The sequence below is a fragment of the Gottfriedia sp. ABJ_BB2_2 genome (genome assembly GCF_055484705.1).
Window position 1 is genome coordinate 691,723 of sequence record NZ_JBVFKR010000001.1, and the last position, 12,536, is coordinate 704,258.

Genomic DNA, 12,536 nt, shown 5'->3' on the forward strand with positions numbered 1-12,536 from the left:
AATCATCATTTCAACCTACCTCCTTTTATATTTGATATTAACATCATATACGACTGACAAAATAAATGTCAAACAATTTTTAATTTATTTACAATTTTATTTTATATACAATCGTTTCATATGGTCTAAGATTAATTGAGTCGAGCTTTACTCCCGAGTCTTCATAGTTACTAAGTAATATCGTTGCATCCTCATAATTTTCAGTAAACTGGAATATTGTATGATTACTTGTAAAGTTAGCTACAATCAATAGTTTTTCTCCCTCTAACTCACGAGTATAAGCAAATACTTTTTCATCATCCTCAGCTAACATGGTAAATGAACCGTAAACAATGACAGGAAGTTGTTTTCTCAGTTCAATTAGCTTTCGATAATGATGAAAAATAGAAGATTGGTCATTTATTGATTCTGCCACATTAATCTCTTTAAAATTTGGATTCAATGCAAGCCATGGAGTTCCGCTCGTAAAACCGCCCTGCTCACTGTCACTCCACTGCATTGGCGTACGTGCATTATCTCTTCCTTTTGTATAAATTGATTCCATAATTTCTTCATGTGAATATCCTTTTGAAATTCGGTCATTATACATATTACGAGTTTCGATATCATCATAATCAGTTATTTTTTCAAATCGAACATTCGTCATACCAATTTCTTCACCTTGATAGATATAAGGTGTGCCTTGCATTAAGTGTAGGATTGTTGCAAGCATCTTCGCACTTTCTTTTCGGAACTCCTTATCATTTCCCCATCTAGAAACGATACGAGGTAAATCATGGTTATTCCAAAATAAGCTATTCCATGCTTTCCCGTCTAACTGAGTTTGCCATTTTTTAAATACAGCTTTTAAGTCAAGTAGGTTTAGTGGCTTTAAATCCCACTTTTCTTTCCCTTCTTGCTGATCTAAACTAATATGCTCAAATTGAAAGACCATACTTAGTTCATTACGTGCTGGATCAGAATATAATTTTGCGATTTCAGGTGTTGCGCCCCAAGTTTCACCGACAGTTAATACATCGTGATTTCCAAACGTTTTTGCGTTCATTTCTTGTAAATATTGATGAAGTTTTGGTCCATTGCCCGTAATTTCTTGATCAGGTAGCTTTCCGATTAAATCAATAACGTCCATTCGGAACCCACCAATGCCTTTATCTAGCCAAAAATTCATCATATTATATACTTCTTCATGGACTTTTGGATTTTCCCAATTTAAATCAGGCTGTCTCTTACTGAATAAGTGTAGAAAATATTGACCAGTCTCTTCATCATATTGCCAAGCACTACCACTAAAAACAGATTGTAGACCATTTGGTTCTGCATTTTTAACGGGATCTCGCCATACATAATAATCACGATATGGATTATCTTTACTTTTTCGAGATTCAATAAACCATGGATGCTCATCAGAAGTATGATTGACCACTAAATCCATTACAATTTTAATTCCTTTATCATTTGCTTCTGAAATTAGTCGGTCCATGTCTGCCATCGTCCCGAATTCTTCCATAATGTCACAATAATCACTAATATCATATCCATTATCATCATTAGGTGATTTGTATACTGGGCTTAGCCAAATGACATCTATTCCTAATAATTTTAAATAATCAAGCTTTTCAATAATACCGTTTAAGTCACCTATACCATCTTGATTACTATCCATAAAGCTTCTCGGATATATTTGATAAACGACGCTATTATGCCACCATTTTTTCTCCATTACATTAGCTCCTTACCTGATCGTACTTCGAATTCTAATTGACCTTCTATGCTTAATTCTTTATTTGTTCCATGTAATAAGACCGTGATTTTATTCCAGTAAGGTTTAAAATCTCCTTTACTTTCAAGCTTAACGTTTACAGTGTCATGATTAAAATCTACATTTACATGTAATTCAAATCGTTCACCTGATTGATAATTCGTTGTTTTGCCATCATCTTCGTAAATAACTGTATTTACATGGCCACTTTCTTGAGAATACAAGTGTAAGTAAAGTTCATCATCTTTTTGATTCGCTTTTTTCTTTTTATTTGTTAATGGAATGATACTTCCTGCTTTTAAAAATAACGGTATTTTATCGAGTGGTGCTTCAATTAAACTATCTTTCCCACCTTCAAAAACTTGATCAGTCCAGTAATCGTACCAAATTCCCTCTGGTAAATAAACCGAACGAGATCTCGCCGAGCGTGTAACAATCGGAGCAACTAATAAGTTTTCTCCTACTAAATACTCATCATTCAAGTCAAATGTACGTTGATCTGTCGGATATTCAAGTACTAATGGACGCATAACTGGTAGACCTGATTTTTCTGCTTCTATAAATTGTTGATATAGATATGTCATCCATTCGTAACGCATTTGAATGTAATCTCTATTTATATCTGTATATTTCTCTTCAAAAACCCAAGGTTCTTGTCGATCCATTCCAATTGAGCAATGATTTCTAAAGTATGGTAAAAAAGTACCCATTTGAATCCATCGAGTCAATAACTCTGCTTCTGTATCATTCATAAATCCACCAACATCCGGGCCAGAGAATGTAACACCAGATAATCCAAGATTTAAGCACATTGGAATCGTCATGGCTAAATGTTCCCAAAAACTACGATTATCACCTGTCCAAACAGCTGCATATTTTTGAATCCCTGCATATCCTGCTCTAGTTAATACAAATGGACGTTCATTTGTTAATTTTTGAATACCAATTGCTGTCGCTTTACTCATTTCATAACCATATAAATTATGATATTCTTTATGGCTAATTGGATTTCCATCATTGTCATGAACTGCATCTAAATCCATCGTTTTAGATTCATTGAAAATGGCTGGCTCATTCATGTCATTCCAAATTCCTTTAATACCTAGCTTTGTATAAAACTCGTGTAAATCACCCCACCAGTCTTTTACCTTCTGCTGACTAAAATCTGGTAATGCACTTTTCCCTGGCCACACATCACCTATATAAAGTGATTTATCTGGCATCTTTGTAAATGCATCTATTACGACACCATCGATGAAAACATCATATTGACCAGCAACTTTTACTCCTGGATCTACGATTGGTACAATATGAATTCCTTTTTCAAGTAATTGTGGAAGATATGTTTCATAATTTGGAAAACGTTCTTTATCAAAAGTAAAAACTCTATATCCGTCCATATATAAGATGTCTAAGAAAATGGCATCTACTGGAATTTCAAGCTTTTCAAAAGAATCAACAATATATTTTAATTCCTCTTCATTTTGATAGCTATGTCTAGATTGATGATAACCAAGTGCCCATTTTGGGGGAAGATATGGACGTCCAGTTATAAAGGTATGTTGCTCAAGTACTTCTTTCATCGATGGTCCTGTGTAGATAAACAGATCGATGATTCCTGTTTCAGTTTCTAATTTGTGCTCATCCTTGCGATTTTTAAAATCGAAAATTGTTCGACCTGTATTATTTAAAAAACAACCAAATGCATAATTCGGTGTAAATGATAAGTAAGTAGGGATTGATTCATACAACTCGCTAATATCTGGCGTATGAGGTGCAAAAACGTCAGTATTCCACATTGATAAACGTTCACCTTTTTTATTTAACCACCCACTCTTTTCTCCAAGTCCATAAATAAATTCATTTTCCTGGGCTCCAATAAGAGAAATCGTGCCTTCCTCAGTCAAATAAAAACCGTTACTGTAAATTTCGCCTTTAGCAGATTTGATTGTAAATTTACAATTTTGTTTATGTAGAAAAAATTCTACATCAGTTGTTTGCATTAATACATGCTCTTCAGTTTCTCTGATTGTAAACTCAGAGCTTTCATACGTTTCAATTGAACTATTATGGTGCGTGAAATTTTCATTTGTATGGTTAACAGTTATTCTAACGATATCAGGCCTTGGAAACTCTACTGTGATTTTTCCTTTATTAACAGTAAACACACATTTATTTTTTTCTTTTGAGTAAGTTGTAATCTGTTGAATTTGTAGCACATCAATTAATTGACTTGCTTCTGAAAATAATTCAGGTTTAACTGAAAAACTAGAATTTTCAAGCATAATTCCATCTCCTTTACCCTTCTCATTGCAAGCGGTTTCAACTTAGCATGTCGACTAAGGCAACCGTATGCACAATAATGGTCTATTATATAGATTGATTACCTATCTTAGGTAACGATAGGTAACCGGTTACATATCTTATTTTAACAAGTTACATTGGATTTGCAACCCTTATCAAACATTTATTGTTGATTCACGTTCAATTAATTCTACAGGTAAAATTGTTCGACTTGGCACCGCTTCTCCATTCATTAATTGTAATAGCTTGGCGATGGCATGTTCTGCCTGATGCGAAATCGGTTGTTTGATCGTTGTGATTGAAGGAAAAGTCATTTCGGCGAAAGCTAAATCATCATATCCAATAATTTGAAATTCTGTAGGAACTTTTACTTCATTTTCTTGGCAAACTCTTATAGCTGCCAATGCTAATGGATCTACTGTAAATAATCCTTCGAGTTTTTCGTATGATCTCAAATAGTTTCTAACTAATTCTAGATCAGAATGTTTTTGTCCATTGATATCCTTCTTATAATCTGGTTGATCTGCAATTACCTCTAAACCAAACTCATCACAATGCTTTTTAAAAGCATCATATCGAATGGTTGTTACATTTTGTTTGTCAGACATGAGCCCAAAATATCCTACTGTTCTACAACCAGATTTATATAATTTTTCTGCAGCTAGTTTCCCTCCAAGCTCATTATCACTTGTGATGAGTGGGATTTGATCATCTAGATGACGATCAATCGAAACGACAGGTAATTGAAGACTAATATATTTTTCTGCTGGTAATGTGTGACTCGCAAGTATAATGCCATCTATTTGATGATTTTTAAGCATTTCTAAATATTCTTTTTCTCTTTCGGATGAATAATCCGAATTGCAAAGTAGTATTCGAAATCCAATCTTACTTGCAAAGTATTCAATGTAATTAACGAATTCAGCAAAAAAGTAAATACGTATATTTGGAATGATGACACCAATCGTTTTTGTTTGTCTTTTGAATAATGCACGAGCAACTTCATTTGGCTGATAATTTAATTCCTGAATTGCTTGTTTAATTTTTTCCTTCGTAACATCACTTATATATCCTTTGTTATTTAAATATCTGGAAATTGATGCAACGCTCACTCCGGCAAGCTTTGCCACATCTTTAATAGTTGCTCTCAAAATAGTATCCCCTTCGATTCATGATCATAGTTAAGTTATACAAATAATTGAATCTTATTTCAACATTTTTACTATTTCCCTCTATCTTTTTCCTCATTTTCAAAGTTTCACTATATAGGACAAGCTATACTTTCATAAGATATTAAGGGTACTTATTTTTTTATTTTGTTGGGGGGAAAAAATTGTTTAAGCGCGTTTTTATGTTCGGTTTGATTATTTTATGTTTTTTATGTTCCAATTTTGTTCAGACATTTGCTGAAGAAAAACCAGTTTCACAATTGATTATTATCAATAAGGCGATTAACAGACTAGCATTTTATGAAAATGGCAAACTTGTAAAAGAGTTTAAAGTTGCTACTGGGAGAAGCCAAGAATTAACACCAGAGGGCAAGTTTAAAATTGTGAACAAAATTGTGAATAGGCCCTATTATAAAGAGAATATACCTGGTGGTGATCCGCGTAATCCATTAGGAAATCGCTGGTTGGGATTAAACGCAAGAGGGACATGGGGTACAACCTATGCAATCCATGGAAATAGTAACCCTGCTTCCATTGGGACTTACGCAAGTAGTGGTTGCGTAAGGATGTATGATGAAGAGGTCGAGTGGTTGTTTGACCACGTACAAAAAAATACGACTGTTTTCATTACGTCATCTAATAAAACCTTTAATGATATAGCAACTGCTAATCAACTATTTAAAGATGATTCAGGAAGCATTGTTGTCACAAATCCAAATGATATCCCAATTAGTTTAAAACTTGGAAGTGTTGGTAGTGAGGTTGAATGGCTTCAAGATTCACTAACAAAGCTTGGTTATTCCACTAATGGTGTTGATGGATACTTTGCAGAAGGAACGGATTTTGCAGTTCGAATATTCCAACAAAATCACGGATTGGAAGCCGATGGCGTAGTAGGTGCTGGGACGAAGCAATTATTATTAGATTTGCTACAAGAAAAAAAACGTGATGATAAACTCTCTGCTTACTTTTCTACATTTACATTAAAGAAGATTAATGCAAATGGCATTTTAAGAAATGATGATGATTTAAACGGCGTACAGCGTTTAACTTATTAATATTTTACTAAAATGAAATAAAGCGATAAGACATTGGGCCAAAAGCATACATTGTCTTTTTTTTTGAATTGATACCTCATTATTTTTACCAATAAAAAAGCTGTTTGAATTATGTTCAAACAGCTTTTACTCTTTTATTTTGTAACATATAAATACAATAATTTCATAGTGTTTTCCATTGCTTGATAATGTGTACGTTCCATACCATGAGACGCATGTACACCAGGACCAATTAATGCGCCCCTTATATCTTGACCTCCACGAAGTGCTGCTACTGTATCTGATCCATACATTGGGTAAATATCAACGGCATAATTTAAGTCATTTTGTTTGGCTAAATTAACTAAATCAGTCGTCATATTATAATCATATGGGCCACCAGAATCTTTCGCACAGATTGAAACGTCATATTCTGTACAGCTTAAATCATCCCCAATACATCCCATATCAACAGAAATTAGCTCCGTTATATCCGATGGAATATATGATGAGCCATGTCCTACCTCTTCATATGTAGAGATAAATAATTTTGTCGTATGTGTTGGGACAATATTTTCTCGTTTAAAAAGTTCTAGTAAGCCTAATAAGCAAGCAACACTTGCCTTATCGTCTATAAAACGAGATTTAATAAATCCACTTTCAGTAATCGTTGTTTTTGGATCAAAGAAAATAAAATCTCCAGGTCCGATTCCTAAATTAAGCACATCTTCTTTGTTTTTTACACATTCATCGATTCTAACTTCCATATTTTCAGGATCTCGTTTTTTAGTTTTACTATCTTCAAAAACATGAATTGATGGGCTTGTTGATAAAAACGTTCCGCTGTAAATTTTGCCATCGCGAGTTCTTATTTGGCAATACTCACCATCTAATGTTGGAACTATTGGGCCACCAATTACGGTAAATTTTAATGTACCTTTTCCAGTTACAGAGCGAACCATCGCACCTAAAGTGTCAACATGAGCAGATAATCCAACTACCTGATCATTACTTTTACCTGGAATTGTAATAACGCCACAACCTTTGTTCGTCGTTTCGAACTGATACCCTAAACTTTTTGTCCAAGACTGAATTAATTCCATAATTTCAAAACAAAAACCACTAGGACTATTAAACTCTAGTAATTGCTTCGCAGTATTAAGTACAAATTCCTTATTAATTCTGATATCCATATCCAATCCCCTTATTTCTAAAGTTAATTAAAGTCAACCCCAATGAATTTATCATACAGTTATTTAGTTTTTATATCAATTTACATATGAATGATTGATACAAAAATTTAAATTATTGATGATTTAAAGCTTCTACTGCTTTATATTCTAGTTCTTTTTTTACGTAGATATCATATTGTGTATTATCATAAAATCGCCCTACTCTTAGATTCATAGGTATTTTTGTTTTATAGGAAATTCCCTTTTGTTTTAATTTACCGATGATTTTAAAATAGTCTTGATAACCGTAAGCAGTATAGATACATTTCCAATTTCTATTCAATAAAATTTGAATGGTCGAAATCACTCCTACAAACAATAGTAAACACAATACTCCGATCCACATCGGTAACACCTCCGCTTTGGCTCTTACTATCATTTTAATAGAGGTCATTTGAATAATATGTCAGAATCCGCTTACTTTACACGTTACAATAATTCTATCTTTTTTCAGATGTAATAAATCGTTCAGTGACAAAGAAACACCTTAGCAAAAAATGCTAAGGTGTTTTTTCTTAAAAGAATCCTAGCTTACTTGGTGAATAGCTTACTAACATATTCTTTGTATTTTGATAGTGATCTAACATCATTTTATGATTCTCACGTCCAACGCCAGAATTTTTGTAACCACCAAATGCCGCATGTGCTGGATATGCGTGATAGCAGTTTACCCAAACTCGACCTGCCTCAACATGTCGTCCAAATCTGTATGCAGTATCCATATCACGAGTCCATACACCCGCACCTAAACCATAAGAAGTATCATTTGCGATTTGCAACGCTTCTTCCTTCGTTTTAAATGTCGTAACAGAAACAACTGGTCCAAAAATTTCTTCTTGGAATACTCTCATATCATTTCTTCCTTTGAAGATTGTTGGATTTACATAATATCCGTCACGAAGTTCACCATCTAGTACATTTCTGCTACCACCAACCAATACTTCTGCGCCTTCATTTTTACCGATTTCAAAATAAGAAAGAATTTTATTAAGTTGTTCCTGTGATGCTTGCGATCCAATCATCGTTTCTGGATTTAGTGGGTTACCTTGCTTAATAGCTTTTACTCGATTCACCGCTTTGTCCATAAACTCTTCATAAATTGATTCATGAATTAACGCTCTTGATGGACATGTACATACTTCACCTTGATTTAGGGCAAACATCGTAAAGCCTTCAAGTGCTTTATCTAAGAATTCTTCGTTATCCATTACATCTTCAAAGAAAATATTTGGTGATTTACCACCTAATTCAAGCGTAACTGGAATTAGATTTTTTGAAGCATATTCCATGATTAAGCGACCAGTTGATGTTTCACCAGTGAACGCAATTTTTGAAATACGATTACTTGATGCTAACGGCTTACCAGCTTCAAGTCCAAATCCATTTACCACATTCACTACTCCAGGTGGTAATAAATCTTGAATCAATTCAATTAATACTAGAATTGAAGTTGGAGTTTGTTCCGCTGGCTTTAATACAACACAATTCCCAGCTGCTAAAGCAGGAGCAAGCTTCCAAACCGCCATCAAAATAGGGAAGTTCCAAGGAATAATTTGACCTACTACTCCTAATGGCTCTTTATAGTGATATGCAACTGTATCCCCGTCAATTTCACCAAGTGACCCTTCTTGTGATCTAATACAGCCTGCAAAATAACGGAAGTGGTCAATTGCTAATGGAATATCTGCAGCAAGTGTTTCTCTTACTGGTTTACCGTTTTCCCAAGTTTCGGCAACAGCCAAATATTCCTTATTTTCTTCCATTCGATCTGCAATTTTATGTAGAAGATTAGACCTCTCTGTGACGCTCGTTCTACCCCATTTATCCTTTGCACGATGTGCTGCATCAAGTGCACGCTCAATATCTTCTTCTGTTGATCTTGCAACCTCGCAAAAAACTTGTCCAGTTACAGGAGTTACATTTCCAAAGTATTGCTCACGAACAGGTCGGACCCACTCACCACCAATAAAATTATCATAACGATTTTTAAACGTAATTAATGAACCAGGTTTTCCAGGCGTTGCAAATACCATTTCCCATTCCTCCTTAGATAGCTTGTCTATATAAAAATATGAAATCGTATACAAAATATGCCTATAAATCTATTTAATTAAAAATATTTTGCTTCAATTAATTGGTTTAGATAGAATAGTAGTTATGATTAAATTTTTTTAAAAAAGAGGGGTAACGTTGCGTAAATACATCATTGAAATAATTGGACTACTGATCGGCTCAGCTATCTTTGCAATCGGAATTAACTTCTTTGCAATTCCTAATAAATTAGCAGAAGGTGGCTTTATTGGCATCACGATGATAACCTATTACCTTTTTGAATGGTCTCCAGGTATCGTTATGTTTATATTAAATGCAACTCTTTTGATCATTGGATATAAATTATTAAAAAAGCAGCTTATTCTCTATACCATCATCTCAATCGTGGCAAGTTCTTTGTTCATACGATTAACTGAAGGATTAGGAGTTCCTACGGAAGAAACATTATTAGGTACTATTTTTGCAGGAATATTCATTGGCCTTGGTTTAGGAATCGTTTTTCGTTCAGGTGGTACAACTGGTGGCACCACTGTCATTGCCCAAATTTTTCATCAATACTTCGGATGGAGTATTAGTAAAACGCTATTAGCATTTGATTTAATCGTTGTTTCAGGTGGTTATTTTGTAATAGGTTTTGAAAAAACAATGTATACACTTATTTCTATTTATATAGGAATAAAAGTCATTGATTATATTATAGAAGGACTAAACCCTAAAAAAGCGATTACGGTTATTTCTGACAAAGCAGATGAAATAGCAGTTTTGGTATCAAATGAAATGAACCGTGGTGTAACGATTTTTCCAGCGAAAGGCCACTTTTCAGGTGAAAGAAAAGAAACGCTTTATATCATTATTAATAAGCAAGAGCTATTTGAATTAAAAAAAATTATTCATGGTATTGACTCAAAGGCTTTTGTTGTCATCCATGATGTACGTGATGTTTTTGGTGAAGGCTTTACTTTACCAAATGTATAAAAAAAGTGTGTTTTCACCAGATTGGTGAAACACACTTTTTTTGCTCACTTACACAAATACATCAGTTCGTTTTCTACATACTTTTCAATTTCAACTCAATGTCAGCAAGTTGTTGTTTTAATGTTACAATTTTTGTTAGTTGGGACGATTGTTCCTCTTCACTCTCAAGTTCCGCAGCTATCATTGCTGATATTTCAAGTTCAAGTCTTGTTCGGTCATTTAACAAGCTTTGTTGATCATTTGAAATAAATTGCCTTCCATTCCATTCCGCATACGAACCTTTAAATTCGTAAAACGTACCTTTTTCTATGTGGACTACACGATTTGATACTTTCTTTAGTAGATACGGGTCATGTGAAACGACTACAACTGCACCATGGTAGACAGCTAATGCTTCTTCAATTCGTTCCCTTGTATGAATATCTAAATAATTAGTTGGCTCATCCAAAACAAGTAAATTTGAATCTGAAAAATAAAGTTTCACAAAAGCAACCCTACATTTTTCTCCCATGCTTAACTGACCTATTTTTTTATATACATCTTCTTTTCTAAACAAGAAACAGGCAAGAATCGTTCTAGCTTCCGTTTCAGTCATATTTGGAAGGGATAATATTTCATCTAAAATCGTTGTTTCTTCATTAAGCGTTTCAAGCTCTTGCATAAAATAACCTATTTTCAATTGCGGATTATGACGTACAGACCCTTCAGTAGGTTCTAGCAAGCCAGTTAATAATTTTAAAAATGTTGTTTTACCAGAACCATTTTTTCCTATGACAGCTAATCGATCTTCACGATTCAATGTAAAGGTTAATTGCTCAAAAATATTCTTTTTGGTTTCATATCCAAAGTTGACCTGTTGAAATGTTATCATATGTTTTGCTGAAAAGGATTCACTTTCAAAATTAGCTGAGATTGATTTAACTTCTTTAGGTTTTTCAACTTTGCGTTGCTCAAGTCTTTCTAAATCTTTTTCTTTAGACTTAAATCGCAGTGCATTTTTACCCGCTTTTTTCTTAGCAAATGGATCACGTTCACTTGCTGCATTATGTGACTGTGTGAACCATTGTTTGTACTGATTAATTGTTTCAATTAATTTTTTCTTCTCTGCTTCTTGCTTGTCATACAATGCTTGGTTCGTTATTCTTTCATGTTCTTTTTGCTTTTTATATTCGGAATAACCACCATTATACTTATATGTTCCATTTTCAGTTAATTCAACTGTTTTGGTTGCAACATCATCAATAAACTGCCTTTCATGTGATATAAATAGCACTGTTCCCCTATAAGATTTTAGCCAGTTCGTTAACCAGTCAATTGACTCACTATCTAAATGGTTCGTAGGTTCATCCAAGATTAATAACCTCGGTTGCTTCAACATAATTTTAGCTAATTTCACTTTTGTTTTCTGTCCCCCACTTAATTGCGAATAAGGTATCTCCCAAACATATTGCGGTAATTGAAATTTTTTAAGTGATTGTTCTATTGTTGATTCCCACTCATATCCATTTAACTCAAGATACTCACTTAAATATTGATTAAATTCATTTAAGTGATGTTCATTCGATAAATCATTTGATAATTGATCTATTTTTCTTTTGAGAAAGAAAAGCTTTTCATCGGCAGATGCTACTACCTCTTTTGCAGACATCTGCTCAGTTTCGTTCTCATCATTTAATAGCCAACCTATTTCATCCTTTTTAAACTCAATTTGCAGACTCCCTTTTTGAATTGGCAATCTACCCATTAATGCATTAATAAAAGTTGTTTTCCCTATACCGTTCTCTCCGATTAATGCAACTCGTTCTCCTTCTTTAATGTCTAAGTTACCATTTTCAAAGATCATTAAACCATTTAACTCAATTCCTACATTATTTGCTTTTATAATAAACATACAAATCACTCCATCCGATTTTAAAAGTGGCTCTGTTTTCATTTTTAGAACAAAATTTTATGTTAAAGTTCAACATCAACAAAAATTTTCACAGAGCCGAAAAAATAAAAAACACAC

General features: G+C 33.6%; 9 protein-coding genes. 2 read left to right on the plus strand and 7 right to left on the minus strand.

Annotation, left to right across the window (positions count from 1 at the left end):
* Positions 1-88: 88 nt before the first annotated feature.
* The 3 genes from ACX6U0_RS03585 to ACX6U0_RS03595 form a co-directional block, all read right to left on the minus strand.
* The gene (locus ACX6U0_RS03585; protein ID WP_464958627.1) at positions 89-1,720 is read right to left on the minus strand and encodes a glycoside hydrolase family 13 protein; all 1,632 of its coding nucleotides are present in this window, start codon (positions 1,718-1,720) and stop codon (positions 89-91) included.
* Positions 1,720-4,044 carry a glycoside hydrolase family 31 protein gene (locus ACX6U0_RS03590; RefSeq protein ID WP_464958628.1) on the minus strand — a complete coding sequence of 775 codons (2,325 nt, stop codon included), beginning with the start codon at positions 4,042-4,044 and terminating at the stop codon, positions 1,720-1,722. The genes ACX6U0_RS03585 and ACX6U0_RS03590 overlap by 1 nt, the downstream gene beginning before the upstream one ends.
* A gap of 174 nt (positions 4,045-4,218) precedes the next feature.
* A complete protein-coding gene (locus ACX6U0_RS03595; protein WP_464958629.1) occupies positions 4,219-5,214 on the minus strand; it encodes a LacI family DNA-binding transcriptional regulator in 996 nt (331 codons plus the stop codon).
* A 182-nt stretch (positions 5,215-5,396) separates the two neighbouring features.
* Here ACX6U0_RS03595 and ACX6U0_RS03600 point away from each other — a divergent pair, with 182 nt between their 5' ends.
* The gene (locus tag ACX6U0_RS03600; protein WP_464958630.1) at positions 5,397-6,290 is read left to right on the plus strand and encodes a L,D-transpeptidase family protein; all 894 of its coding nucleotides are present in this window, start codon (positions 5,397-5,399) and stop codon (positions 6,288-6,290) included.
* Positions 6,291-6,424: 134 nt separating this feature from the next.
* Here the strand turns inward: ACX6U0_RS03600 and ACX6U0_RS03605 are convergent, their stop codons facing one another.
* From ACX6U0_RS03605 to exaC, 3 genes are all read right to left on the minus strand, one after another.
* Positions 6,425-7,462, minus strand: a complete 1,038-nt coding sequence (locus ACX6U0_RS03605; protein ID WP_464958631.1) for a M42 family metallopeptidase — start codon at positions 7,460-7,462, stop codon at positions 6,425-6,427.
* A 112-nt stretch (positions 7,463-7,574) separates the two neighbouring features.
* A complete protein-coding gene (locus ACX6U0_RS03610) occupies positions 7,575-7,847 on the minus strand; it encodes a hypothetical protein (protein WP_464958632.1) in 273 nt (90 codons plus the stop codon).
* Positions 7,848-8,016: 169 nt separating this feature from the next.
* On the minus strand, positions 8,017-9,534 hold the full coding sequence (exaC, locus tag ACX6U0_RS03615; RefSeq protein WP_464958633.1) for an acetaldehyde dehydrogenase ExaC: 1,518 nt from the start codon (positions 9,532-9,534) through the stop codon (positions 8,017-8,019).
* Positions 9,535-9,691: 157 nt separating this feature from the next.
* On the opposite strand from exaC, the gene ACX6U0_RS03620 reads away from it, so the two are divergent.
* A complete protein-coding gene (locus ACX6U0_RS03620) occupies positions 9,692-10,528 on the plus strand; it encodes a YitT family protein (RefSeq protein WP_464958634.1) in 837 nt (278 codons plus the stop codon).
* Positions 10,529-10,601: 73 nt separating this feature from the next.
* On the opposite strand, the gene abc-f is transcribed toward ACX6U0_RS03620, so the two are convergent.
* Positions 10,602-12,419, minus strand: coding sequence for a ribosomal protection-like ABC-F family protein (gene abc-f, locus ACX6U0_RS03625; protein WP_464958635.1), 1,818 nt, complete (start codon positions 12,417-12,419; stop codon positions 10,602-10,604).
* Positions 12,420-12,536: the final 117 nt, after the last annotated feature.

Excerpts from the sequence above, each read along its gene's own strand:
- ACX6U0_RS03605 (WP_464958631.1), bottom strand. The coding sequence starts at position 7,462 with ATGGATATCAGAATTAATAAGGAATTTGTACTTAATACTGCGAAGCAA.
- ACX6U0_RS03585 (WP_464958627.1), bottom strand. The coding sequence starts at position 1,720 with ATGGAGAAAAAATGGTGGCATAATAGCGTCGTTTATCAAATATATCCG.
- exaC (WP_464958633.1), bottom strand. The coding sequence starts at position 9,534 with ATGGTATTTGCAACGCCTGGAAAACCTGGTTCATTAATTACGTTTAAA.
- abc-f (WP_464958635.1), bottom strand. The coding sequence starts at position 12,419 with ATGTTTATTATAAAAGCAAATAATGTAGGAATTGAGTTAAATGGTTTA.
- ACX6U0_RS03590 (WP_464958628.1), bottom strand. The coding sequence starts at position 4,044 with ATGCTTGAAAATTCTAGTTTTTCAGTTAAACCTGAATTATTTTCAGAA.
- ACX6U0_RS03610 (WP_464958632.1), bottom strand. The coding sequence starts at position 7,847 with ATGTGGATCGGAGTATTGTGTTTACTATTGTTTGTAGGAGTGATTTCG.